At 41.3% G+C, this 25,690-nt stretch carries 29 protein-coding genes and 5 tRNA genes; 10 read left to right on the plus strand and 24 right to left on the minus strand.

The window, feature by feature from the left end:
- The first annotated feature begins 44 nt into the window (after nt 1–44).
- Nucleotides 45–674, plus strand: coding sequence for an FMN-binding negative transcriptional regulator (locus P255_RS07515; protein ID WP_004900799.1), 630 nt, complete (start codon nt 45–47; stop codon nt 672–674).
- Between the two features lie 259 nt (nt 675–933).
- Here P255_RS07515 and miaE read toward each other — a convergent pair whose 3' ends face one another.
- From miaE to P255_RS07565, 10 genes are all read right to left on the minus strand, one after another.
- A complete protein-coding gene (gene miaE / locus P255_RS07520; protein WP_004900798.1) occupies nt 934–1,590 on the minus strand; it encodes a MiaE family protein in 657 nt (218 codons plus the stop codon).
- On the minus strand, nt 1,590–2,318 hold the full coding sequence (gene pdxJ, locus P255_RS07525) for a pyridoxine 5'-phosphate synthase (protein WP_004900796.1): 729 nt from the start codon (nt 2,316–2,318) through the stop codon (nt 1,590–1,592). The genes miaE and pdxJ overlap by 1 nt, the downstream gene beginning before the upstream one ends.
- A 14-nt stretch (nt 2,319–2,332) precedes the next feature.
- Nucleotides 2,333–3,049, minus strand: coding sequence for a DNA repair protein RecO (recO, locus tag P255_RS07530; protein WP_004900793.1), 717 nt, complete (start codon nt 3,047–3,049; stop codon nt 2,333–2,335).
- 8 nt (nt 3,050–3,057) lie between these two features.
- Complete coding sequence (locus P255_RS07535) at nt 3,058–3,282, minus strand: NF038104 family lipoprotein (RefSeq protein ID WP_035365109.1); 225 nt, start codon at nt 3,280–3,282, stop codon at nt 3,058–3,060.
- Between the two features lie 24 nt (nt 3,283–3,306).
- Nucleotides 3,307–4,326 (minus strand): GTPase Era, encoded by a 1,020-nt coding sequence (era, locus tag P255_RS07540; protein ID WP_155756917.1) that lies wholly within the window; start codon nt 4,324–4,326, stop codon nt 3,307–3,309.
- A gap of 2 nt (nt 4,327–4,328) precedes the next feature.
- A complete protein-coding gene (gene rnc / locus P255_RS07545) occupies nt 4,329–5,030 on the minus strand; it encodes a ribonuclease III (protein ID WP_004900785.1) in 702 nt (233 codons plus the stop codon).
- Nucleotides 5,002–5,376 (minus strand): DUF4845 domain-containing protein, encoded by a 375-nt coding sequence (locus P255_RS07550; protein WP_004900783.1) that lies wholly within the window; start codon nt 5,374–5,376, stop codon nt 5,002–5,004. The genes rnc and P255_RS07550 overlap by 29 nt, the downstream gene beginning before the upstream one ends.
- Before the next feature lie 20 nt (nt 5,377–5,396).
- Entirely contained in the window at nt 5,397–6,260 is an 864-nt protein-coding gene (gene lepB, locus P255_RS07555; protein WP_004900780.1) for a signal peptidase I, read from the minus strand.
- Nucleotides 6,261–6,279: 19 nt separating this feature from the next.
- On the minus strand, nt 6,280–8,100 hold the full coding sequence (gene lepA / locus P255_RS07560) for a translation elongation factor 4 (RefSeq protein WP_004900778.1): 1,821 nt from the start codon (nt 8,098–8,100) through the stop codon (nt 6,280–6,282).
- Nucleotides 8,101–8,248: 148 nt separating this feature from the next.
- Nucleotides 8,249–8,704, minus strand: a complete 456-nt coding sequence (locus tag P255_RS07565) for an acyl-CoA thioesterase (protein WP_004751730.1) — start codon at nt 8,702–8,704, stop codon at nt 8,249–8,251.
- 80 nt (nt 8,705–8,784) lie between these two features.
- Here P255_RS07565 and P255_RS07570 point away from each other — a divergent pair, with 80 nt between their 5' ends.
- Nucleotides 8,785–9,375 carry a uracil-DNA glycosylase family protein gene (locus P255_RS07570; RefSeq protein WP_004900775.1) on the plus strand — a complete coding sequence of 197 codons (591 nt, stop codon included), beginning with the start codon at nt 8,785–8,787 and terminating at the stop codon, nt 9,373–9,375.
- Nucleotides 9,376–9,443: 68 nt separating this feature from the next.
- On the opposite strand, the gene P255_RS07575 is transcribed toward P255_RS07570, so the two are convergent.
- From P255_RS07575 to pabC, 7 genes are all read right to left on the minus strand, one after another.
- The gene (locus P255_RS07575) at nt 9,444–10,187 is read right to left on the minus strand and encodes an amino acid ABC transporter ATP-binding protein (protein ID WP_004900773.1); all 744 of its coding nucleotides are present in this window, start codon (nt 10,185–10,187) and stop codon (nt 9,444–9,446) included.
- A 17-nt stretch (nt 10,188–10,204) separates the two neighbouring features.
- Complete coding sequence (locus tag P255_RS07580) at nt 10,205–10,882, minus strand: amino acid ABC transporter permease (RefSeq protein ID WP_004900768.1); 678 nt, start codon at nt 10,880–10,882, stop codon at nt 10,205–10,207.
- A gap of 1 nt (nt 10,883) precedes the next feature.
- Nucleotides 10,884–11,726 carry an amino acid ABC transporter permease gene (locus P255_RS07585; protein WP_004900766.1) on the minus strand — a complete coding sequence of 281 codons (843 nt, stop codon included), beginning with the start codon at nt 11,724–11,726 and terminating at the stop codon, nt 10,884–10,886.
- Between the two features lie 78 nt (nt 11,727–11,804).
- Entirely contained in the window at nt 11,805–12,698 is an 894-nt protein-coding gene (locus P255_RS07590; RefSeq protein ID WP_004900764.1) for an amino acid ABC transporter substrate-binding protein, read from the minus strand.
- A 326-nt stretch (nt 12,699–13,024) separates the two neighbouring features.
- Nucleotides 13,025–13,630 (minus strand): dTMP kinase, encoded by a 606-nt coding sequence (tmk, locus tag P255_RS07595; RefSeq protein WP_004900761.1) that lies wholly within the window; start codon nt 13,628–13,630, stop codon nt 13,025–13,027.
- Nucleotides 13,630–14,697 carry an endolytic transglycosylase MltG gene (mltG, locus tag P255_RS07600; RefSeq protein WP_004900759.1) on the minus strand — a complete coding sequence of 356 codons (1,068 nt, stop codon included), beginning with the start codon at nt 14,695–14,697 and terminating at the stop codon, nt 13,630–13,632. The genes tmk and mltG overlap by 1 nt, the downstream gene beginning before the upstream one ends.
- 3 nt (nt 14,698–14,700) lie before the next feature.
- Nucleotides 14,701–15,516: an aminodeoxychorismate lyase gene (gene pabC / locus P255_RS07605; RefSeq protein ID WP_004900757.1), complete on the minus strand. Its 816-nt coding sequence runs from the start codon at nt 15,514–15,516 to the stop codon at nt 14,701–14,703.
- Nucleotides 15,517–15,684: 168 nt separating this feature from the next.
- Here pabC and P255_RS07610 point away from each other — a divergent pair, with 168 nt between their 5' ends.
- The 8 genes from P255_RS07610 to P255_RS07645 all read left to right on the plus strand — a co-directional run bounded on the left by P255_RS07610 (nt 15,685) and on the right by P255_RS07645 (nt 22,491).
- Nucleotides 15,685–16,698: a sulfate ABC transporter substrate-binding protein gene (locus P255_RS07610; protein WP_004900755.1), complete on the plus strand. Its 1,014-nt coding sequence runs from the start codon at nt 15,685–15,687 to the stop codon at nt 16,696–16,698.
- A 27-nt stretch (nt 16,699–16,725) separates the two neighbouring features.
- Entirely contained in the window at nt 16,726–17,319 is a 594-nt protein-coding gene (locus P255_RS07615; protein ID WP_004900753.1) for an RBBP9/YdeN family alpha/beta hydrolase, read from the plus strand.
- A 64-nt stretch (nt 17,320–17,383) separates the two neighbouring features.
- Nucleotides 17,384–18,217 carry a sulfate ABC transporter permease subunit CysT gene (cysT, locus tag P255_RS07620; RefSeq protein ID WP_004900750.1) on the plus strand — a complete coding sequence of 278 codons (834 nt, stop codon included), beginning with the start codon at nt 17,384–17,386 and terminating at the stop codon, nt 18,215–18,217.
- A complete protein-coding gene (cysW, locus tag P255_RS07625; protein ID WP_004900748.1) occupies nt 18,214–19,101 on the plus strand; it encodes a sulfate ABC transporter permease subunit CysW in 888 nt (295 codons plus the stop codon). The genes cysT and cysW overlap by 4 nt, the downstream gene beginning before the upstream one ends.
- A 16-nt stretch (nt 19,102–19,117) precedes the next feature.
- The gene (locus P255_RS07630; RefSeq protein WP_004900745.1) at nt 19,118–20,173 is read left to right on the plus strand and encodes a sulfate/molybdate ABC transporter ATP-binding protein; all 1,056 of its coding nucleotides are present in this window, start codon (nt 19,118–19,120) and stop codon (nt 20,171–20,173) included.
- A gap of 39 nt (nt 20,174–20,212) precedes the next feature.
- The gene (locus P255_RS07635; RefSeq protein WP_004900743.1) at nt 20,213–21,136 is read left to right on the plus strand and encodes a CysB family HTH-type transcriptional regulator; all 924 of its coding nucleotides are present in this window, start codon (nt 20,213–20,215) and stop codon (nt 21,134–21,136) included.
- Between the two features lie 115 nt (nt 21,137–21,251).
- The gene (gene gloB, locus P255_RS07640) at nt 21,252–21,986 is read left to right on the plus strand and encodes a hydroxyacylglutathione hydrolase (RefSeq protein WP_004900739.1); all 735 of its coding nucleotides are present in this window, start codon (nt 21,252–21,254) and stop codon (nt 21,984–21,986) included.
- A gap of 301 nt (nt 21,987–22,287) precedes the next feature.
- Complete coding sequence (locus tag P255_RS07645) at nt 22,288–22,491, plus strand: hypothetical protein (RefSeq protein WP_004751698.1); 204 nt, start codon at nt 22,288–22,290, stop codon at nt 22,489–22,491.
- 134 nt (nt 22,492–22,625) lie between these two features.
- Here P255_RS07645 and P255_RS07650 read toward each other — a convergent pair.
- From P255_RS07650 to P255_RS07680, 7 genes are all read right to left on the minus strand, one after another.
- A tRNA-Leu gene (locus P255_RS07650) sits at nt 22,626–22,710 on the minus strand.
- Between the two features lie 19 nt (nt 22,711–22,729).
- A tRNA-Trp gene (locus P255_RS07655) sits at nt 22,730–22,803 on the minus strand.
- A gap of 54 nt (nt 22,804–22,857) precedes the next feature.
- Nucleotides 22,858–22,942, minus strand: a tRNA-Leu gene (locus tag P255_RS07660).
- 19 nt (nt 22,943–22,961) lie between these two features.
- Nucleotides 22,962–23,035, minus strand: a tRNA-Trp gene (locus P255_RS07665).
- 49 nt (nt 23,036–23,084) lie between these two features.
- Nucleotides 23,085–23,169 (minus strand) — tRNA-Leu (locus tag P255_RS07670).
- Between the two features lie 106 nt (nt 23,170–23,275).
- On the minus strand, nt 23,276–24,067 hold the full coding sequence (locus P255_RS07675; RefSeq protein ID WP_004900736.1) for a protein kinase domain-containing protein: 792 nt from the start codon (nt 24,065–24,067) through the stop codon (nt 23,276–23,278).
- On the minus strand, nt 24,068–25,570 hold the full coding sequence (locus P255_RS07680; RefSeq protein WP_004900732.1) for a DUF3336 domain-containing protein: 1,503 nt from the start codon (nt 25,568–25,570) through the stop codon (nt 24,068–24,070).
- Between the last annotated feature and the right edge of the window lie 120 nt (nt 25,571–25,690).

The raw sequence follows: 25,690 nt of genomic DNA on the forward strand, positions 1-25,690 counted from the left end.
GCGGATTTTTTGTCTGAGGTTTTTGCACATTTAAGGATCACCGCATGTACGTTCCTGCACAGTTTGAAGAAAAGAATTTAACTGCTTTATACGATTTAATCAGCAATAACGCGTTGGGCTGTCTGATTACCCAGCAAGACGGTTTGCTCGATGCCAATCATATTCCCTTTGAACTCTGTACAGAAACCCAAGGCTTAGGTGTTCTTAAAGCCCATATTGCCCGTGAAAATCCACTGTTTCAGCAACTCCAAGATCAAGATGAAGTCTTGGTGGTATTCCGAGCTGATCAAGGTTATATTTCGCCCAACTGGTATCCTGAAAAATTACAGCATCATCGTACTGTCCCAACATGGAATTATCGTGTGGTGCATGTCCGTGGCAAAATCCGTGTTCATGATGACGAAAAATTTCTACGCGGCTTATTGGCACGCTTAACCCGCCAACATGAAGCAACTCAGCCAGAGCCGTGGAAAATGTCGGATGCGCCCGCAGACTACATTGCCGAAGAGCTCCGCCATATTGTTGGTATCGAAATTCAGATTACTGATCTTCAAGGCAAATTCAAAATCAGTCAGAACCGTTCGGTTGAAGACCGCCAAGGCGTGGTCAAAGGGTTGGCTGAACAAGGCAATCTGGCTTTGTCACAGTCTGTGCAAAGCACATTGTCAGAGTAAATTTAGTCAATAAAAAACTCTCTGGCGTTTTGATGCTAATCAATTAAGGAGCTTTACAATAAGCGCCTTAATTTTTAGATATTCACTCCAAAGCCTGACTTTAAAAGCATATTAATGGGAAGCCCTGCCTCACAAGAAAAACCCTTGTCAAAGGCGCTGCCGAAAATCACAAAACATTTACAGTTCAAAAAGAAAATGCCAGTCAGCTTCTTCACTGACTGGCATTAGTCTAAACCTTAGAAAATTTTTGATGTGTTGCTTATGCAGCAACCGTTGCGGGCACACCACTATGGAAGCGGAAAGTATCATCAGGATCTAAGATCAGGTTTTTTTCAACTTCGCGAATATGTGCAATACGCTCCTGAATATCTTCTTCAGGTTTTTTCATTTTTGCAGTTTTTGCAACATCAAGTGCAAGCGCCAAATAATCTTCGTAATGACGTGACTCTGACTTGAGCAAATAGCGATAATAACGCCCTAATTCTTCATCAACCAGTGGCGCTAAAGCATAGAATCGCTCACATGAGCGTGCCTCTACAAATGCCCCGATAATCAGAACATCCACCAGTGCTTCAGGCTCGTAAGTGCGGATTTCTTTGCGTAGACCACCCGCATAACGCCCTGCACTCACGGCTTTCCATTCCTGACCACGCTTTGCCATGAACTCTAACACTTGTTCATAATGCAGCATTTCTTCACGTACCAGCTGTGCCAGTTTCACCTGCAAATCGGTAAAAAAGCTATAACGGAACATCAGATTCATCGCTGTTCCAGCAGCCTTTTTTTCACAGTTAGCATGATCTTGCATCAATAATTCTAAATTATTCAATGCTTCATCTAACCATGCTTTAGGAGTTTCACAGCCTAAAAAACCGATGACAGGCTGCATCAATTCATCATAATCTGGCGTTGACATTATGCACTCGCTGCCTGAATTGCGGCTTTCATTTGTTGTACTGCTTGTTCCAAGCCCACAAATACGCTGTCTGCAATAATCGAATGTCCAATGTTCAATTCATGAATTTGTGGAATTGCAGCAATCGGTGCCACATTTTCCAGATTCAAACCATGTCCTGCATTAACAACTAGACCTTTTGATGCAGCATATTCAGCACCCTGAATAATACGTTGCAATTCATGTTGCTGTGCTTCTGGCGTTTCTGCATCAGCATAAGCACCTGTATGCAGTTCAATCGTTGGTGCACCACAGGCTACTGCTGCATCAATTTGTGCAAAATCAGCATCAATAAACAAAGACACATCACAACCAATTGCGGTCAGTTCTTGGGTAGCTGCTTTGACATGTTCAAAGTTTCCAACAACATCCAAACCACCTTCTGTGGTCAGTTCTTGACGTTTTTCAGGTACAAAGCAAACATGATGTGGCTGAATCTCTTTGGCAAATGCCACCATTTCATCAGTTACGGCCAATTCCAAATTCATACGTGTCTTCAATGCTGGGCGCATGCGACGCACATCATCATCTTGAATATGACGACGATCTTCACGCAAATGCAAGGTAATTCCTTCTGCACCTGCCTGCTCACAAATCAGTGCAGCTTTGACAGGATCAGGATATTGAGTTCCGCGGGCTTGTCTTAAAGTCGCGACATGGTCAATATTTACACCCAGTAAGGCAGCCATAACGTATTTCCTATTTAGTTCTGAACTTGACGATGCTGTATCCACAACTGACGACTTTTTAAGGGTCGATCACCCAAAAGTGCGGTTATCATTTGTCGGTAAAGCTTGGTGAGACATTGTAACTGCTGTACAGAAAAATCCCCACCCTGAATATGTGTTTGCATGCTTAAAATTAGCTCGCCTTGCAAACTTGCTGAACTTCGACTGACGACGGGCAAAAAACCTTCTGTCAGTTGAAATTGATAATGTGCATTCGGCAGCACATCATTTTGATTAGCATCTTTTGAAAAATCGATTGCATAGCCTAATTCTTGTAATAACACATGCTCAAATTGACGCAAAATCTGCTTTAAAAATAGAGGTTTTTCTGCTTCAGCTCGCAGATTTAAATGCTGTAAATTTTGGACTGCCGATGCATATTGCAAAAAACTCTGCGGCAAGGCTTCTTCTAATGGGCAGAGTCGTAAAATAAGCTCATTCAAATAAAAACCACAAAAGAAAGCATCCCCTTGAAAAAAAATCGGTTGGGACTGAATTTCCAAATGACTAAAGTTTTTTAATTCTGATTTTCCAGAAGCCTGTAAACGCAATGGCTGATATTGTGGCGGCGAATTTTGTCGCAATACGCCATCTATTCGCCCATATTCTTGACTAAAGATATGAACAATCTGACTACGTTCGCGGTATTTTCGGTGATGAATGAGATACCCATGTAAGACTTCATTGCGCATGAAACTGTTTAATTTTTCTCTTGATCTTTTTGTTTATCTTGATCTTTTTGTTTATCTTGTTCTTTCTCTTTGTCATCATCTCCATCTGGAGTCACAGCACGTACAACTGCTGCTGTGCCTTTGACCACACCTTTGGTGGTCTTGTAGGCAATCTCGACGGGAACAGTCACCAAGCTCGTAATACAGCCCTGCAATAAAATCACAGCAGCCAAAATTATTCCTACTCGCATCATGCTGTTCCCCTTATGGTAAAACGATTAGATATCGCTATAACCTAGACTTTTCAATGCACGTTCGTCATCTGACCAGCCGCCTTTGACTTTCACCCAAAGCGTGAGCATGATTTTTTGCTCGAACATTTTTTCCATGTCAACGCGCGCTTCCATACCAATACGCTTCAGCTTCGCGCCTTTATCACCAATCACAATGGCTTTTTGACCTTGGCGTTCTACAAAAATAGTCGCATCAATATAGGTACATGCTGGCTTTAAACGCCCAGTTTTTTCATGCACAGTTGGTTCTTCAGTACGAAAAGATTCAATTTGTACCGTTAAATCATAAGGCAACTCTTCACCGAGCTGGCGCATAATTTTTTCACGAATAATTTCACTCGCCAAGAAACGCTCAGAACGATCGGTAATTTGGTCTGGTGAATACAATGGTGCAGAAAATGGCAAATAGCTTTCAATGGTATTGCGTAACTGATCAAGGTTTGCGCCGCGCAATGCAGAAACAGGAACAATTTCTGCAAATTTCATGAGCTTAGCGCGCTCTAGAATAAGTGGCAACAATGATTTTTTATCTTCAAGTGTATCGACTTTATTGATGACCAAAATTACTGGCATTTGTGCATTTTGCAGTTTCTCTAACACCAAGTCATCATTTTGTGTCCACTTATACGCATCAACGACAAATAACACCAAATTCACATCACGTAGTGCTGAATGCGCAGCACGATTCATCATTTTATTGATGGCACGCACTTCTTTTTTGTGCATCCCTGGAGTATCTACATAAACCGCTTGCGATTTCTCACGCGTGTCGATTCCAATAATTTTATGACGTGTTGTTTGTGGTTTACGTGAAGTAATAGACAGCTTTTGCCCAAGCAAGTGATTCATTAATGTCGACTTGCCTACATTCGGACGACCAACAATTGCCACAAAACCACTTCGGAAGTCAGTAGGTATCGTGGCATTTTGTGAACTAAAAAATTGATTAATCAAATCAGAATCTTCAGGGTTCACAGATTGATCGTCTGGTTGATCAGATGACATCGTCATGCTGTTTTTTGCTCCAATAATTTTAAAATTTCAGCCGCTGCAGACTGTTCTGCAAAACGTCGACTGTTACCTTCGCCCTGTGTGATTGGAAAATCTTCCACCTTGCACACCACTCTGAAATGCTGATTAGGTGCATCACCTTGAATATCAGTCACTTCATAGACAGGTAAAGGTTTTTTGTGTGCTTGTAAATATTCTTGTAACCGAGATTTAGGATCTTTGAGTTGATCTGTTGGCTCAATATGACTGAAATAGGGTGTATACCATTTTAGAACAATTTTTTTCAGTACTTCCAAATCTGCACAATCGAGATAAATAGCACCAATAATCGCTTCGACTGTGTCGGCCAAAATAGACTCACGGTGATGACCGCCTGACTTTAACTCGCCTGTACTCATAATCATATACTGGCTTAATTTCAAATCATTGGCAATTTTTCCTAAAGCTTCCTGTCTGACCAGCGTTGCTCGCATCCGCGTCAGGCGCCCTTCATTTTCATACGGATAAGCATGATATAGGTAATGTGCAATCATCATTCCTAACAATGAATCGCCTAGAAATTCTAGGCGCTCATAGTTATGTTTATGACTCACGGATCGGTGAGTTAAAGCAAGCTGTAAGAGTTCAGGCTGCTTAAATTCATAGCCGATTTGCTGAGCTAAGCGAAAATTACTTAGCTTGGACTGTCCTTTGATCAAAATTTTTCTCGAAACTTAAAACTAAATCAATATTCAATAATAAATGGTTACGCACTTCATAGTGTTTTGCCACATGTAATTGTCCACCATCATTCGATACCTTGGCAATATCTTCGATCTTGAGATCATTGATATTGTTCATTGATAAGCGTTCTTCCATAGCTGACTGAAATTTGGCAGAACTTAAAGAAGGATTATCATCTAGAACAGATTGAATCTGCTTATTAATAATATGATCATCCCAATATGCTGGCCAAATTGCGACTACAACTTTTAGCACGATTGAAAAAATAATTAATGCCAAAAGAAAAGTGCTATACGATGCCCCACGTTGAAGTTTATGCATTTTTATTATCCAAGTTGATTTTAGTCAATTTTACCATTTCGGGAAAAACTTGGAAGATGCAAACCAGGTTCTTTGTGCATCCAGACATAAAAAGCACGACCTGTCAGATTTTCTTCAGGAACAAATCCCCAAAAACGACTATCGGCACTTTCATCACGGTTATCACCCATCGCAAAATAATGTCCCTGAGGTACAGTAACCTCCCAAGCTTTACCATCATTTTGCACAAAGGTTTTATTCAGATTGGCAACAAATGGAATTGCGCTTGCCTGATTAGCACTCATGGCATAATTATATTGCTCAACTAAAGGATCACGCCCTTCAAGATGGCGTACCAAATGCTTGTGCGTGCCTAATGTTTCGTAAGTATATTTGGCTTCAAATGAAGACAACTGGTCTTTGTCACGTTTAAACTGGGTTACAGTTGTTGCAACAGCCTGATTATTGATAAAGAGTTTACCGTCATGATAAGCCACATGATCGCCTGGCAAACCTACAACACGCTTGATATAGCTAATATTAGGTTGTAAAGGATAGCGGAAAACAATCACCTCACCACGCTGTGGCTCACCGACATTGATCACCTTTTTATTGATGAGTGGCAAGCGAATACCATAATCAAATTTATTCACCAAAATAAAATCCCCAGTTTCCAAGGTCGGCACCATGGAATCTGAAGGAATATTAAATGGTTCATATAAGAATGAACGTAAAATCAATACAACTGCCAGAACTGGCCAGAAGTCATAAGCCCATGTGACAATAAAATGTTCATTGCCTTTACCTTTATTCGCTCGCTGCTTTAATTTAACTTTGTCAAGTAACCAGACAAAGAACAAAATCAAGGTAACGGGAACGAGGATCAAATTAAAATCAAAATCCATGGACTTTTCCTAAAGACACTTACTTTTTATCGACTTGTAAAACGGCTAAGAAGGCTTCTTGTGGGATTTCAACATTACCCACTTGCTTCATACGTTTTTTACCTTCTTTTTGTTTCGCAAGCAATTTTTTCTTACGGGATACGTCACCACCATAACATTTTGCCAACACATTCTTACGCATTGCCTTCACTGTCGAACGTGCAATAATCTGGGCACCAATTGCAGCCTGAATTGCAACATCAAACATTTGACGTGGAATCAAATCTTTCATTTTTTCCACTAAAGCATTACCGCGGTAACGTGCATCGTTACGGTGACAAATCATTGCCAAGGCATCGACTTTATCGCCATTGATCAGGACATCGACTTTGACCAAACTCGCACTTTCAAAGCGTACAAAGTTATAATCTAACGATGCGAAGCCACGTGAACATGATTTCAAACGGTCAAAGAAATCCATCACCACTTCCGCCATCGGAATATCAAAGGTGATTGAAACTTGGTTCCCCAAGAATTTCATGTCTTTTTGGATACCACGACGCTCAATACACAAGGTCATGACATTGCCCAAATATTCTTGTGGCACAAGAATATGACACTCAGCAATCGGCTCACGCAAATCTTCAACTGTTGAACCATCAGGCATTTTTGATGGACTGTCGATATAAATGGTTTCGCCTGCTTTAGTCACCGCTTCGTAAATTACAGTCGGTGCAGAAGTAATCAGGTCTAAATCATACTCACGCTCTAAACGCTCTTGTACGATTTCCATGTGTAACATGCCCAAGAAGCCACAGCGGAAACCAAAACCAAGCGCATCTGAACTTTCAGGTTCAAAGAATAATGCCGAGTCATTGATTTGTAGCTTTTGCAGCGCTTCACGGAACGGTTCAAAATCACTTGAATCAATCGGGAACAGTCCTGCATACACCTGCGGTTTCACTTTTTTGAAACCAGGTAAAGTAGCGACTTCTGGTGTCGATGCAAGCGTGATGGTATCACCCACTGGTGCACCAAAAATATCTTTAATCCCTGCAATCACGAAACCAACTTCACCTGCTTCAAGCATATCTGTTTCGGTATGTTTTGGATTAAAAATACCAACAGATGTAACAGGATGAACCTGACCTGTTGATTTTACCAGCATTCTGTCACCCTTACGGATACGGCCTTGCTTGATTCGTACCAATGAGACAACGCCTAAGTAGTTGTCAAACCATGAATCGACAATTAAAGCTTGTAACGGCGCATCACGATCACCTTCAGGCGCTGGAATCACATCAACCAGACGTTCCAAAACACCATCAACGCCCAAACCAGTTTTTGCCGAGCAAGTTGGTGCATCGGTTGCTTCAATTCCGATAATTTCTTCAATCTCGTGAATCACACGCTCAGGTTCAGCTTGAGGCAAGTCAATTTTGTTCAAGATCGGTAAAACTTCCAGACCTTGCTCAATCGCGGTATAACAGTTTGCAACCGATTGTGCTTCAACACCTTGTGCTGCATCCACAACCAGTAAAGCACCTTCACACGCGGCCAAAGAGCGAGAAACTTCATACGAAAAGTCCACGTGTCCTGGTGTATCAATAAAGTTAAGCTGATATTCCTGACCGTTTGGATGGGTATAGTACAGTGTTACTGAGGCCGCTTTAATGGTAATCCCACGTTCACGCTCAAGCTCCATCGAGTCCAAGACCTGAGCTTGCATTTCACGCTCTTGCAAACCGCCGCACATTTGAATGAAACGGTCTGCCAGCGTGGACTTACCGTGGTCGATATGCGCAATAATAGAAAAATTACGTATATTTTTGATATCAACAGATTTTTTAGCTTGCGCCATGGGCTACCTTAAGAAATTAAAAATCGCTATGTACGCTAAAATTCATGTTGTACACAGCACAAACCGTTAACGAAATTGCGAGGATTATAGCAGATGGATATTTTAAAGTATCCATTATTTAAGCCACTAGAGATGATTCGCTGAAAAATTAGGAAGCTTCTATTTTATCTGAAAAATCATATGGATTAATTTCAGGGTCAAGCGGCTGATAAGCATTTAAAAAGGTGGGTGACATACGCTTTGGACGACCTGTGGCAATTTCAATGCAGGTCCATTTGGTTTTTGCCAGAAAAATCAGGGCTTGGTCTCTGACTCTAAAAAAAGCATATTCGCGAAATGAGTACATGGCATTTAAGTCGGAGAACCATGTTCTCAAAATCAGCTGATCACCTTCGAGTGCTGCCTTACGATATTGCATTTGATGTTCGACTGCGACCATTGCATGTTTCATTTGCATATATTGTTCAAGCCCTACACCTAAAGCTGCGATATGCGCATGTGCAACATCCTGCATCCAGCTGACATACACTACGTTATTGACATGTCCAAGTAGGTCAATATGTTCAGGCTGAACCTGTATTTCCAAATCAAAAAAAGTCGTCATGTCCCTAGCAACATCATGCAATCATCAAAGTGAGTATTTTGCTACACTGTTTACAGCTTCTGCAAGAATTGAACAAAATCATGTCTGAATCTATGACCGAAACCCATCCTTTGCATCCTTTCCTACCCTCAAATGCTCGATTACTGATGCTGGGCAGTTTTCCACCACCTCAAAATAAATGGAAAATGCGATTTTATTATCCCAATTTTCAAAACGACATGTGGCGGATTATGGGAATCTGCTTTTTTAATGATAAAAACCATTTTTTAGACCTGAATAATAAAAAGTTTTTTCAACAGCAAATTGAAGAGTTTCTGACTGAAAAAGGCATTGCCATTTTTGATGCAGCTTGTGAAGTGATTCGACTGAAAGGCAATGCCTCAGATCAATTTTTACAGGTGGTTCAGGCAACAGACTTGTCAGCTTTACTTAACAAAATTCCTGCATGTCATAGCATTATGACCACAGGTGACAAAGCCACAGATACACTCATGACCAATTTCCCAAAAGATACGCCTAAGCCGCAGTTTACTGCACCAAGCCAAGTGGATTTTCTTGACCGTTCACTCAGCTTATATCGGCTCCCTTCAAGCTCGCGGGCATATCCTTTAGCTTTAGAGAAAAAGGCAGAAATTTATGCGGATTTCTTTAAAAATATTGGTTTGCTTTAAATACTATAACCATAAAAAACCACAATATACAGACGCATATTGTGGTCATTTCGCTTCAGCGAATAGACTTAGTGAACCGCTTGAATTTTATCTAGGAACTGTTTGGCACGTTCATGACGTACATGCAAATTCCCAAAAAACTCAGAAGTTGCACAGTCTTCCAGAATCTGACCTTGATCCATAAAAATCAGACGATTGGATACTTTTTTCGCAAAACCCATTTCATGAGTGACACACATCATGGTCATGCCTTCATTGGCAAGCTGTACCATTACATCCAGTACCTCACCTACCATTTCAGGGTCAAGTGCCGAAGTCGGTTCATCGAACAGCATACAAATCGGGTCCATGCACAAACCACGGGCAATCGCCACACGCTGCTGCTGACCACCTGAAAGCTGCCCCGGAAATTTATCTTTATGTGCCAACAACCCCACACGTTCAAGGTATTGAGTCGCTTTGGCACGCGCATCAGTCATATTGCGCTTGAGCACTTTGACTTGGGCAATAGTTAAATTTTCAAGCACAGTCATATGCGGAAATAACTCAAAGTGCTGAAATACCATACCGACACGTGAACGGAATTTGGCAAGGTTGGTTTTTGGGTCTTTGAGTGAAACACCATCTACAATAATGTCACCCTTCTGAAATGGCTCAAGCGCATTCACCGTTTTAATTAAGGTTGATTTTCCTGAACCTGAAGGACCACAGACTACCACCACATCCCCTTTTTTAATTGTGGTTGTACAGTCAGTTAAAACCTGGAAATCACCATACCATTTAGAGATATGTTGAATGTCGATCATAGGCATTTTGCGATCTCCTAAAATTAGCGAATAATGGCGATTTTTTCTTGTAAGTGTTTGACGAGTTTAGATAAACAGAATGATGTACAGAAATACACTACTGCCACAACCAAATAGAAAGTCGCTTTGGTTTCTGATCCATAAGTGTTGGCAAGTGTGTCGGCATTTCCCAGTAAATCAGGTGCGCTAATCACATAAACCAGTGACACGTCTTGGAACAAGACAATGGTTTGAGTCAGCAATACAGGAATCATGTTGCGAAAAGCTTGTGGTAGCACCACATAACGCATGGACTGCCCATAAGTAAAGCCAAGTGCATAACCTGCAAATACTTGACCTTTAGAGACTGACTGAATTCCTGAACGCACAATTTCCGAAAAAAAGGCAGCTTCAAAGACAGCAAAAGTAATGACGCTGGCAAATAGTGGCCCATAATAAGTATCTGACTGAAAATCAAAAACTTTAGGTAATAAAAAATAAAATATGAAAATCACCTGAATCAGGGGAATACCGCGAAAGCAGTCAACATATAATTTAGAAAAATTGCGTGCCAGTCCATTATTGGATAGGCGCATCATGGCCAGTGGCGTACCAATCATGATACCGCCAACCATCGCCAGCAATGTAACCGTGAGCGTAAAACCAAAACCTTTGAGCAAAGCCTGCGTAACATCAGCATGTTGTAATAAGCTAAAATCCATCTTACTTACCCCCTGAACCTAAGCCTGGTACTGACATGCGTTTCTCAATCCATGCCATAAATGCTTTAATGGTATAAGTAATAATGAGATAAACAGGTGTTGATAAAACCAGAATCACAATGTCCTGGGACGTTTCTTCACGCATGGTTTTGGTATAGGCAAAGAAATTCAGCACGCTTAAAGCGTATAGAACAGCCGAATTCTTAAAAATATTCATGGACTCAGAAGTAATCGTTGGCCAAACAATACGATATGCTACAGGTAAAATCACATAACGATAGCTTTGAGCTGTAGTAAAACCTAGTGCAGATGCTGCAAATTTTTGCCCACGTGGCACAGTAAGAATCCCTGCACGAATTTGTTCAGAGACACGTGCCGCAGTGTATAAACCTAAAGCCATGACCCCAATACTGGCAGGGTTATGGTTAAGTAAGTTTTTCCACCAGCCACCTGCAACCATTTCACCACTACCAGCACTTAAGCTTTGAGGTAAAAATTCGGGAAACACAAATGCCCAGAAAAAAAGCTGAACAATGAGTGGGATATTACGAAAAATTTCAACGTATAGATTCCCAATCGCGGCAAGCGGTTTATTGGGTAGTGTCCGTATAACACCAAGTAATGAACCTAAAAAAAATGCAATCACAAATGAAAGTAAGGCTGTCCACAGCATGGTCATTACGCCATTGCCAAGCATTTGTAGCCACGTTGGCGCTTCAGCAAATTGCGAATAGCTTGTGCCACCAATATGTTGGCACATTGTTTCAGCCCATTGCGCTTTGTTTACACCATATTCATTTGATGCTGAACAAAAAGTTGTCCAATTTAATGAGCCAAGAGACATACATTCCCCTTATAAAAACTGTAACCTGGTCACTCCGCTCTCCCTAGCATCGTGACCAGTGCATCCTATTATTGCGGTTTAAATTCCAGCATCAGTCGGACGAGCTTTTAATTTTTTGAGTGATGTACTTGATGCCATATTTAGATTGACATTTTTAGGAGGGATTGGTGACTGGAACCATTTTTTATATAGTTTGTCCATCTGGCCTGATTTCCACATACCGATGACAACACGATCAGCGACTGCTTTAAATTTTGCATCGCCTTTTGGCAGCATAATACCGTATGGTTCAGAAGACAAAACTGGGCCTACAATGGCAAATGATTTAGGATTTGAAGATTTAGCAATCAGGCCTGCCAAAATATTGTCATCCATCACGAATGCCGCAGCACGACCTGACGCAAGCATTGAAAAAGAGTCAGCATGGTCTTTACCATATACGTTCTGCACGTTTAGAGATTGACCTTTTTCATTCATTTTTATGTATTTATCGGAAGTTGTACCTTGTGTAGTCACAATGGCTTTACCATTCAGATCACCGATCCGTTTAATATTTGAGCCTGATTTTACTGCCATGCGAACTTCTGTTGCATAGTAGTTCGTTGAAAAACTGACTTGTTGCTGACGTTGTAAAGAGTTAGTGGTTGTACCGCATTCCATATCAATATTGCCTGCCAATAACTCAGGAATTCGGGTTGAAGATGTGACTGCCTTATACTCAACCTTAAGGTTTGGCATTTTGAGTTCTTTTTTAATTTCATTAGCAACGTTGTTACAAATATCGATGGCATAACCAACAGGTTTACCAGCCACTACATAAGAAATCGGATCTGAGGATTCGCGATGACCAATGACGATTTTTCCTGTAGCTTTAATTTTAGCTAAAGTATCGGCGGCTTGAACCTGACTTGCACCACCCATCATACAAAGCATTAAGGTTGAGGTAAGTACTGCTTTTGAAGAACGTTTCATTATTCACTCCTGTGATTAATTGTTTGTTTTAGCTATTTTTTATCCTGATCCTAGGACTTAGCTAAATACTTGCTTATCCCAAGCAAATATCAAGCCAATTGTTTAGTAATATTTTATAATTTAAATTACTAATCATATTTTTATACCCAATTTGGTGCACAGAGTGAACTAAAATGTTGCAATATTCGACTTTAGTCTAATATTTTATAAATTAAGAACTTTTTCTTATTTTAAATAATTATTTATTTTTCAATCTATTATTTAATTTTAAACATAAGCTATAGGGAATATGTTTTTTAACATATCCCCTATGAAAATTACTTAACTTACATTGTCAATAATGCTTGCATTGCCTGTTCAAAGACATGTTGAGCCGATTGTGTTGCATCTAAACGAATCATACGTTCTGGATTTTTCTCATGCAAAATTCGGTAGCCTTCACGCACACGCGTAAAAAACTCCAGTTTTTCTTGTTCAAAGCGGTCAAGCTCACCACGTACACGCGCACGTGACATACCAAGTTCAATCGGAGCATCTAACCAAAAGGTGATGTTTGGCATTGAACTCACAAAGTTCTGGTTTAACAGCTCAAGTTTAGCCGCATCTAGCCCACGTCCCATGACCTGATAGGCAAAACTGGCATCGCAAAAACGATCACTCAAGACAATTTTCCCTTGCTGCAATGCAGGCAAAATCACTTGACTCAAATGCTGGCTGCGCGCCGCATAGACCAGTAATAGCTCAGTATCGGCACACATTCGCTCATCATGATTTACCGCAAGGAGTAAGTCCCGAATTCTTTCAGCTAGCGGTGTTCCCCCTGGCTCACGGGTTAACACAACCTCACGTCCAAGCTGCTCAAAATGCGCATGTATTTTTTGAATCAGGGTACTCTTTCCAACGCCTTCTGTACCTTCAAAACTAATAAACATTATGGCGTTGCTCCACTTTTCTTCTCTCTTAAAACTGCAAGATATTGCTGCACTGCCTGATTATGCTCTGCCAGAGTTGCACTAAATTTATGCCCGCCATTACCTGTCGCAACAAAATAGACATTATCGGAATGATCTGGGTGCATGGCAGCTTCAATGGCTTTTTTGCCTGGAAGTGCAATCGGGGTTGGCGGCAAGCCTGCCATGGTATAGGTATTGTATGCTGTTGGCGTACGTAAATCGTCTTTTGTCAATTTACCTGTGTATTTATCACCCATTCCATAAATGACCGTTGGGTCGGTTTGCAAACGCATGCCCTGTTGCAAACGACGGATAAATACGCCTGCGACTTGATTTAACTCACTGTCCAGACTGGTTTCTTTTTCAATAATGGATGCCATGGTCAAGGCTTCATATTTATTTTTATATGGTAAATTCGGGTCGCGATTTGCCCATGCAGCATTTAAATTTTCCATTTGATGCTGATACAGATCTAGCAAAATTTTCTTATCCGATTCACCCTTATTATAAAAATAGGTATTGGGTGCAAACAACCCTTCAAGATTTGAATATGGAATGCCAAGTGCCTGAACCATTTGATCTTCTGGCAGATTGACTACTGTTTTTTCAATCAGTGGATCTTTACGCAATTTTTCAAGCAATTGCTTAAAGGTTGTGCCGTCAATTACCAGAATACGGCTCATTTGCGCATTGTCAGCATTTGACATCATGCTTAAAACCTGACGCACACTCATGCCACGCTTGATTTCATAAACGCCTGCTTTTAGCGTGTCATGAATCATCAGTTTTTGGTAAATTTTCAGCACCCATGGGAAATGAACTTTATGCTGTCTGGCCAGTCGATCAATCAAGCGTGAGTAGTTATCTCCTGCATTGATCGAAACAAATTGCTTCTCACCCTGAACAGGATAGGCGCGCCAAAGACTGGATGAAAACACCAGCAACATAATGACGCATGCTGTCACAACGCATGCCACAATAAATTTTGTTGTTTTGAAAAAAGGCGTTTGCTTTTTTCTGGATTTTTTAGATTTCAGATTTGCCATAGCTTATTGAATTTGATCAAGTTGAAGGTCTTTAAACAACTGAATTGCATGAGAAGTGCTTAAATTGGTGTTCATTAAATGCTGTGCAATCTGCATTGGATGCAAGGCATTACAAAAAAATAGTGCTTCAATCTGATGAAGGTCAGTTTGAAATAACTCCATTTCAGAGCATTCAATTCCTGCATGTTGCATACGTTGCAAAATTTCTGCCCGCATTACACCACGCACGCCATTATACTCAAGATCAGGCGTCACCCACTGATTATTCATCAGAATAAAACAATTGCTGCTGATTCCTTCAACAATTCGCCCCTGAATATCTAAAACCAGTGCTTCATCAAGTTGTTTCTCGACTGCTTCTTTCTTTAAAAGCACCTGTTCTAAGCGGTTTAGGGTTTTTAAGCCACAAAGCTGCGGCATGGTTAAACCAATACGCTGATCCAGTATCCCAACGTGTGAGACTTCACTAAAACTACTGCTTATAGTGATACTTTGGGGATAATAAAATACATACACATCGGCAGGATGATCGGGCAAAGCATAGCCACGCTGCCCTTCTCCACGGCTGATGATGATTTTGAGTGTGCCATTCAACTCAGCCTGCGCACTTAACTGCTTCAAAGTCTGATCAATCAGCGCTAAATCCACCTGCAACGCCATACGCTGACAGCAGTCTTGTAAACGCTGTAAATGCCTGTCTCTCAACTGAATTTTATTTTGCAGAATTTTTGCCGTAGTAAAGCAGCCATCCCCATAATGAAAAGCTCGGTCGAGCAAGGAAATTTGTGGCTGTGCCAGTGCATTTTTAAAGCATTGCATGGGATTTATCCGCTAGGCAATTGATTTTGTAGCTTAGTTTAAAAACTTCTATCTAAATTCTATTTCTCTTTTCTTCATATCAAATTCTATTTTTATTATTTTTTTAGATTTTAATCTCGTCGTATGCTTCTTTTCATGAAAGATGCACCCAATATGAAGGAAAAGAAAATGCAACGAAATCAATTAAAAGTCGGATTACTCGCAGCGCTACTGTCATTCTCCTCAGTGAGCTTTGCTGCAAAAGACTTTCTAAACGTTTCTTACGACCCAACACGCGAATTGTATGTTGATATTAACAAGCAGTTCGGTACGTACTGGAAAAAACACACGGGCGAAGATGTGAATTTCCGCCAATCTCATGGTGGTTCAGGCAAACAAGCCCGCGCAGTGATCGATGGCTTAAATGCCGATGTCGTGACCTTGGCACTTGCTGCAGATATCGACGTGATTGCAGACAAAGCCAAGCTGTTACCTCCAGACTGGCAAAAGAAACTGCCGCAAAACTCAACACCCTACACATCAACCATTGTGTTCTTGGTTCGTAAAGGCAACCCAAAACACATCAAAGACTGGAATGACCTCGTTAAACCGGGCGTCGATATTATTACACCAAACCCAAAAACTTCAGGCGGTGCACGCTGGAACTACCTTGCAGCTTGGGCATGGGCAAAGCACCAACCAGGTGGCAACGACAAAACTGCACGTGAGTTTGTTGCCAAAATTTATCAGCACACTAAAGTGTTAGATTCGGGTGCGCGTGGTGCAACCACAACCTTTGCTGAACGCGGGATTGGTGATGTACTGTTGGCTTGGGAAAATGAAGCGCATTTAGCCGTACGTGAGCAACCGGGTAAATTTGAAATTATCACGCCATCATTGTCAATTTTGACTGAACCACCTGTCGCCATTGTTGAAAAAAATGCTCAGAAAAAAGGCAATCTTAATCTAGCAAAAGGTTATCTGAATTTCCTTTATTCACCTGCGGGGCAAAACATTATTGCACGTAATTTCTACCGTCCACGCGATCCAGCTGTACTGAAAAAATACAGCGGTGTCTTTAAGCCACTCAAACTCGTGACAATTGATCGTGAATTTGGCGGCTGGAAAAAAGTTCAGAAAGAACACTTTGAAAATGGCGGGGTATTCGACCAAATCGTTCAAAGCAACAACGCCAAGAAATAATCTGTTCAGCAACACGGGAGTAAGCGCATGATTCATCATTTAATCGTACCAGGTGTCGGTGGAAGTGACGAACAGCACTGGCAGTCTTGGCTACAACGCCAGTTGCCAAACAGCTCCCGTGTGCAACAAAACTGGCAACAACCGATTTTGCAAGAATGGGTTGAACAATGGGTGGCACATGTCAATAACATCCATGAACCGATTCAGGTTATTGCACATAGTTTCGGTTGCCTGACCAGTTTGGCTGCTTTAGCACAGCATCCTGAATTGCAGGAGAAAATCAACAACCTGATTTTGGTTGCGCCTGCTAACCCTGCACGGTTTAGTGAAACAGGTTTTGCTCAAGCAGGGCAAAACACTTACCTCAACTATTTTGAACAGCTTCAACTTGAACTCTCAAGCCTGATGCTGATTAGTGAAAATGACCCTTGGCTAGCATTTGATGATGCACTGCACCTGACAGAGATATGGAAATTTCCGTATCTCAATATGGGACAGGTCGGACATATCAATGTGGCATCGGGTTTTGGCGCTTTCCCACAAATTCTGCCCTTTATTGAGCAGCCTTATTTCTCTCCCTGTTCGCAAATGCCCTGTTTGGGCACGACTTTGCCACATTAATTTCACAATTTATGTCTGATCTGAGTTTGTTTGTGGTGATCTATCATCACCATTGAGGTATTGCATGTTACAAGGTAAACGGGTGCTACCCGGTTTTGGACTCTCTTTGGGTTTTACCCTACTGTATCTATCAATCGTTGTACTCGTACCGCTATCTGCCATATTTATTAAATCTTTCGGTATTGGTTGGAGTGGTTTTTGGGAGATTATCAGCTCTGCACGTATTTTAAAGGCATTGCAATTGAGTTTTACCACTGCACTTGCTGCTGCATTGCTGAATGTATTTTTAGGCGTTTTACTGGCTTGGTGTTTGGTACGCTATCAATTTTTTGGCAAACGCGTGGTCGATGCTTTAATTGATTTACCTTTTGCACTACCAACTGCGGTTGCAGGGATTGCCTTGACTTCTTTATACGCGTCAACAGGCTGGATTGGTCAATATTTAGAACCGTTAGGAATTAAAGTTGCCTATACCCCACTTGGTATTACCCTTGCGCTGGTATTTATTGGTTTACCTTTTGTGGTGCGTACAGTTCAGCCTGTACTGAGTGATCTGGAAACCGAACTTGAAGAAGCGGCTTCAGCACTTGGTGCAAACCGCTGGCAAACCATTCGCCATGTGATTTTTCCCATCGTTCTCCCTGCCATCTTTACAGGTTTTGCTTTGGCATTTGCACGTGGTGTGGGTGAATACGGCTCTGTTATTTTTATCGCAGGGAACCAACCATTTAAAACCGAAATTGTGCCACTCATGATCATTTCTCGCTTAGAAGAATACGATTATGCGGCAGCCACCACGATTGCTGTCATCATGCTTCTGATTTCCTTCGCGATTTTATTCCTGATTAATATTTTGCAAGCATGGGCAACACGTCGTACAGGGAGAGTGGCATCATGAGTACATTAAGCAATAGCCAAAACTATGCAGCACAATTGCAAAAACGTGATGCAACGCGCGAACCTGTCTGGGTGCGTTACCTGTTACTGAGCATTGCCCTGATCAGCTTTTTGGGTTTATTGATTTTACCGCTGATCTTGGTCTTTGTAGAAGCATTTCACCAAGGGGTCAATGTATATCTGCAAGCCTTGGTTGATCCAGATACTTTGTCTGCGGCAAAGCTAACTTTACTCACTGCCGTAGTTGCCGTACCGATTAATGTAGTATTTGGTGTTGCTGCGGCTTGGGCAGTGGCCAAGTTTCAATTTAAAGGCAAAACTATTTTAACCACCATTATTGATATGCCATTTTCAGTTTCTCCTGTGATTGCAGGTCTGATGCTGGTCCTGATTTTTGGAACACAAGGTTGGACGGGGGAATGGCTGCAAGAACATGACATTAAGATTTTATATGCTGTTCCTGCCATTATTTTGGCCACCGTATTTATTACTGTGCCCTTTGTTGCCCGTGAATTAATTCCGCTAATGCAAGCGCAAGGCAATGAAGAGGAAGAAGCCGCGATTTTACTCGGTGCATCAGGATGGCAGACATTCTGGAAAATTACCCTGCCGAATATTAAATGGGGTTTGCTCTATGGTGTGATTCTGTGTAATGCACGGGCAATGGGCGAATTTGGTGCGGTATCTGTAGTGTCGGGGCATATTCGTGGTGAGACCAATACCCTGCCGTTACATGTTGAAATCCTCTACAACGAATACAGTTATAGCGCAGCCTTTGCCGTGGCATCGTTACTGGCATTCCTGGCAATTATCACCCTGATCATTAAAACATGGGTGGAAGTACGTCAGGAAAAACTTAACGCGCAGTTAGACAAAACGAACTAATTTTTGGAGTGCCCTCATGAGTATTCAAGTTAAAAATATTGAAAAAAACTTTGGTGCATTTCATGCGCTAAACAATATCAGTCTCGACTTTCCTGAAGGTCAACTGGTTGCTCTACTTGGCCCTTCAGGCTGCGGCAAAACCACTTTGCTACGCATTATTGCAGGACTAGAAAGTGCCGATTCAGGTCAGGTCATTTTAGAAGGTGAAGATGCCACCAATACCCATGTGCGTGAGCGTCAAGTCGGTTTCGTCTTTCAACATTACGCACTATTTCGTCACATGAGCGTATTTGACAATGTCGCGTTTGGTCTACGTGTGCGTCCACGTGCAACTCGTCCATCAGAAAGCGAAATTAAAAAACGGGTTAATGCCCTGCTCGACTTGGTGCAACTTGGCTTCTTGGCAGACCGCTACCCTGCACAGCTTTCAGGTGGTCAGCGTCAGCGTATTGCTCTCGCTCGTGCGCTTGCCGTTGAACCTCGTGTGCTATTACTGGATGAACCTTTTGGTGCACTCGATGCTAAAGTACGTAAGGAGTTACGTCGCTGGTTACGTCATTTGCATGATGAGCTACACATTACTTCGATTTTTGTGACCCATGATCAGGAAGAAGCTCTAGAAGTTGCCGATCAGATCGTGGTGATGAATAAAGGTAATATCGAACAGATTGGCTCACCACGCGAAGTGTATGAAAAACCTGCAACCCCCTTTGTGTTTGATTTCTTGGGACATGCCAACCGTTTTGAAGGCGAGCATCAACAAGGTACACTGATTTTAGGTGAAGATCGGCTACACTTGGCTTCACATCACCATCAAGGCTCGCTGATCGCTTTTGCACGACCACATGAATTAAGTGTCTATCAACAACCTATAGACAATGCAATTCAAGCAACTTTTGTACGTGAGGTTTGGGTGGCAGGTAAAGTTTTTCTTGAGTTACAAGATCGACAAGGCAAAATTATTGAAGCAGTATTAACGGCAGAGCAAGCCAAGCTACAAAACTTTCAACCCAATCAGCCAGTTTGGGTGAAAATTAATCATTTACATTTATTTGAGCCTGATGCGGCATAACAATTTGCCCAATTTAAGATTTTTTAGTGGTTAGCAATTATGAATTTTCAACAATTACGCATTATTCGCGAAACAGTACGTCAAGATTTTAACTTGACCGAAGCTTCCGCAGCTCTGTACACCTCCCAGTCAGGTGTCAGCAAACATATTAAAGACTTAGAAGATGAGCTTGGTGTACAACTTTTTATTCGTAAAGGTAAACGCCTACTTGGTCTCACTGAACCAGGTCAGGCTTTACTAGGTATTGTGGAACGCATGCTGATTGATGCTGAGAACATTAAACGCCTCGCCGATGACTTTAACAAAGTTGATGAAGGCACATTAACCATTGCGACCACACACACGCAGGCGCGTTATGTGTTACCACCAATTGTGAATTTGTTTAAGCAAGCCTTCCCTAAAGTTCACCTGATTTTACAACAAGCCAGTCCTTCAGAAATTGCCAATATGCTCCTACAGGGTGAAGCGGATATTGGCATTGCAACTGAGTCTCTGACTGCTGAAGATAATCTGGCAAGTGTGCCTTACTATAACTGGCAGCATAGCCTGATTGTCCCATTTGACCATCCATTAACCCAGCTCAAAGAAATCACGCTACAAGATGTCGCTCAGTACCCTGTAATTACTTATCATGGCGGTTTTACAGGGCGTTCTAAAATCGACCAAGCGTTTGATGCTGCCCAGATTGATGTTGATATTGTCATGTCAGCTCTTGATGCGGATGTCATCAAAACCTATGTAGAACTCGGCATGGGTGTGGGGATTATTAACGATGTGGCGTATGATAGCGAGCGTGATTACCGCTTAAAACAAATTAAAACCGATGTATTTGGTTTAAATACCACATGGATTGCCGTTCGCAAGGGGCATTTGCTGCGTGGTTATGGCTATGAATTTATTTCGTTATGCTCACCTGATGCTGACATTCAGGCACTTAAAAAAGTTGCTTACCCTGACTATTAATTATTAATAGATTCCATTTTTTATATGCCGAATCTCTAGCTTTTTTGGAGTTCGGCTTGCATCTCATCTTCACGTATAATAAAAACAAGATACGATAAAAATGGATACCCATGCTATGACAGCCTACAAAATTCACGTCATTGATGTCAAAAATGATTTAAAAAACTATATCTGGCTGATTGAGCATACACCTTCGCATGAAGTGGTCATTATTGACCCGACTGAAGCACAATTGGTACTTGATTACTGTACACAACATCAACTTAAACCAAGTCAAATCTGGCTGACACACTGGCACAAAGATCATATTGGTGGCGTTCCTGCACTGCTTACAGCACGCACAATTCCTGTATATGGACCACGTGCCGAACTTAGTAAAATTCCTATGCTGAGTGTTCCTCTAGATCAGCATAGCCAAGTGAAATTTCACGACCTTGAAGTAGAAGTTATTGAGGTTCCAGGGCATACCCTCGGGCATATAGTATATTACGTTGAAAACCTCGACGCAGCCTTTGTCGGAGATACTTTGTTTGCTATGGGTTGTGGTCGTATGTTTGAAGGCAGTTACGAACAGATGTTCCATTCCTTGCAACGACTTGCTGCACTACCTCCGCAAACTCAAGTCTACTGCACTCACGAATACACACTTGCTAATGCCAAATTTGCACTGAGTGTAGAACCTGACAATGTTGCCTTGCAGCAACGTGCCGACCATGTTGAACATTTACGTTATTTAGACAAAATTACGTTACCAAGTAGCATAGAACAGGAACTTGCCACCAATCCATTTTTACGGGCATCTTCTGTTGAAGAGTTTCAGCGCTTGCGTGAGCTCAAAGATCATTTTTAAATCGGTCTAATGTAATATTTTTTTACATAGTTTATATCATGATTTTTAGTCCAGACCATGCAACTTTAAAATGCATAAATAAAATATAAGATACTGATATTTTTAATCTTTATTAAAAATATCAGTTGCAAAACGATTAAAAAAACTCACATATTTGCACACAAATTGTTCTTTATTTTAGCAACTCAGATCTTTTTTTACAGGTTGTCAAAATAATTTATAAATTCCCCCTTTAAAAAAGCCGAAGACAGCCTTATAAATAATTAAAATTGTTTGTTGTTTTTGTTTTGAGGATTTAGCCATGAAAAAAGTTGTTAAAGCAAAGAATTTGATTGCCTTTCGTATTTGGTTAGAAAAATTAGGGTATTCAGTGAAAAACTTGGCAGATGGTAAAGGATTTACCTTTAGCTTTAAAAAAGAATATGGTTTGGTGACGTATGATTTATCGGGCAATGCTTTAGCAATGCAATTGGGTGAGGAATTTGAAGATCACCTTAAAGCATAATTATTTTGTGTTCTATACTGATTGGCTAAAATAATATAAGAGAGGAAAAGGATTTCTCGCAAAAGGGGCTCATCATTGAGCTCTTTTTTATGCGCATAAAAAAAGCAAGATATTCTATCTTGCCTCTTTGAATATGGTGGGGGCGAAGAGACTCGAACTCTTACACCTTGCGGCGCTGGAACCTAAATCCAGTGCGTCTACCAATTTCGCCACGCCCCCATCTGGGTACATCAATTTTTGGCAGAGGATCAAGGACTCGAACCTTGACGAACGGTTTTGGAGACCGTCATGCTACCATTACATCAATCCTCTACGTCTGCCTTTTCAGGCACAAAAAAAGCAAGAAATATCTTGCTTTTTTAAATATGGTGGGGGCGAAGAGACTCGAACTCTTACACCTTGCGGCGCTGGAACCTAAATCCAGTGCGTCTACCAATTTCGCCACGCCCCCATTTGGGTACATCAAATTTTGGCAGAGGATCAAGGACTCGAACCTTGACGAACGGTTTTGGAGACCGTCATGCTACCATTACACCAATCCTCTATAGACTTTGCTCTCGCATTGTCAATCTAAAACCATTACAAGTTTTAGATGGTGGGGGCGAAGAGACTCGAACTCTTACACCTTGCGGCGCTGGAACCTAAATCCAGTGCGTCTACCAATTTCGCCACGCCCCCGATGGATGTGTATATTATAGATGAGCTTAGGCGATGACAAGCCCTTTTTCCCAAAAAATAGCCCAAACGCTTAAATATCAAACAAAAAATGTGTTTACGGCTATTTTTAATACAATTTTATTGTTTCTAAACAACGGGTTGCTTGTTTTGCATTCTCAAATCTATGCTTAAAATCACGTGCTAGCAGCCCCTCTAAACACGGTTGTAAAACAGACCAAGGCTCAGGCAAATTAAATTCAGCAGACTGACAATGAAAAACAGCCCAATCCAGATAACTTTTTGAACTCAAACGGGTTTGTGTCAGCCATTCATAGAGTACAATACCCAAAGCATACAAATCGGTCTGAATAGTTTTGGGTTGCGCATGAAACAGTTCAGGTGCCATATACCGTGGCGTTGCATTTAATATAGAGCCAGACCCATGGATGCGTCGGGTTTGTTCAAAGTCAATTAAAAATATCTGCTGCGCAGCATAACGAAAATGAGCAGCTTTAATATCCCCATGTACGTACCCTAGCATATGCAACTCATCAAGCTGCTCAAGTGCCATACGAATACGGTTTATAATGTCTATATGTGTAAGTTGACTTAATGTAGAAAATGCTTCTGGCACATGGGGCAATAATAACCCCTGTGCAGTTTGTGGAAATTCAGGCAGATTTAACGCGGGAACATATTGATAAGGCAAAAGAAAACTGGGTTGCAAATTTTGCCACTGATCATAACACGCAACTTCACAGGCAAAACCCTGTTGAAACTGTGTATGCCCATATGGCAATTGCAGCTTTAACCAGTAATGCTGCCCTGCTTGTTCAAGCAGGTAAATATGACGCCCAAATAACTGACTTTGTCTAGGGGTTTTATCCTGAACCAAGTATGGGCGTTCAAACTCAAACATTTATGCAGGTACAATGACTTTTGTCTGTTGCTCAGCACGCATAATTGCATGTAAGGCGTGTTCAATCGTTTTACCAATACGTGCATGCATCTCGATGGTAGATATCTTCGGCCATGTTGCTTTCTCCCCTTCTTTTTGCAATTGAGCAAATAAGTGTGGTTTTGGATTTTGCAACATATACCAATAATGCTTGAAATTATAATGGGCAAAAATATTTACATCGCCATAATAACGCTGGTCAATAATGCCATAGCCATAATCCAGCAAACGACGTACCTGCGGCACGGCCCCAATCCGCTCGCGGGTAAAGTCCATCATGCCTTTTGCCAGAACCTTGCCCTGACGACGTAAAATTCGTTCTGGCCAGCTCAGCAAGTCCTTACGGTAACGAGATTCGTCACTCTGCATAAATGGCACAATATGTGGGTTAACCTGACAGGCAATAGTGTAATTAACATTATATAAGCGCACCATTTTTTCCTGTGGAAAATCACTACGCATACTGCCATCGACCCAAAAGGTATTTGACATAAATGGCGTATGTTCACCATCGTAGCGTTTAGCCGTCAAATGCACAGGTGGAAACAAGATTGGCACGGCACAGGATGCCAACACCGCACTCCAGACCAGTAAGTCAGGTGAGGTAAATCGATTCAAAATGCGCGGGCTTTGTGAAGAGTCATATGGCGCAATCGCAATGTTAATATTTAAACCCGAACGCTGATAGGCTTCATCAAACGTTAAATCACCTAGATTTTCCATCAGGAATTTTTTCAGATAGCGTACATCGGCAAAGCCACCTTTATCTTTAAACAAGGATGACATAGAACGAAAATGAAAAGCATCACTAAAGAAATGCTCACCTGTTAATACTTGATCAATCTGTTCAGGCAATGATGTGCCCAGCATGGCTGCCATAATTGCCCCAGCACTTGAACCAGAAAGAACACGTGGCAACAAATCCTGTTCGCGAAGCACTTTACATACGCCTGTGTGAAACAAGCCCAAAGATGCTCCACCTGAAAACATTAATGCAGGCTGACCATAGGCAGTTTCGCAATTTTTAAAAAACTCGATTTTTTCAGCATGGCTCAGTATTTCACTTGGTGCTGAAGCAACATGTTCTAATGACTGACTGACTTCATCAACATAGTCTTCAATAATTTTTTTGGTGCCGATATAACACTCAACAAACAGCATCGGATGACAGATATTGGCAATATCATAAGTTAAACCTTCTCTTAAAATATACATCAGGTCTTTTATACGGTTTTGCTGACGGTATTTGCGCAATAACACTAAACGATGAGAAATTACTTCTGCATCAAAATAAGGCGATGCATTTTCAAATTTCCACTCCTGACTACCAGAAGCTTCATCAAGCTGTAGGGCGATCTCTTTCCATTCGATGTAGCTTTCAGCAGAACTCAGCTGCTTCTGTAATTTTTTAATACGATCGGCTTTGTGTGAGTTATAGGAATTAGTGGTGAGTAGATTTGTCATCATATTTCCCAATTGTTTGACCTTCACGATTTCCGCCCATTTTTCTCAACTTAACTTAACTGGCGTAGCAAGATCAATTGCAAATTCGATTAATTTGTGGAGTGCGTGAAATATACTATT

This window comes from Acinetobacter brisouii CIP 110357, from assembly GCF_000488275.1.
GTDB lineage: Bacteria > Pseudomonadota > Gammaproteobacteria > Pseudomonadales > Moraxellaceae > Acinetobacter > Acinetobacter brisouii.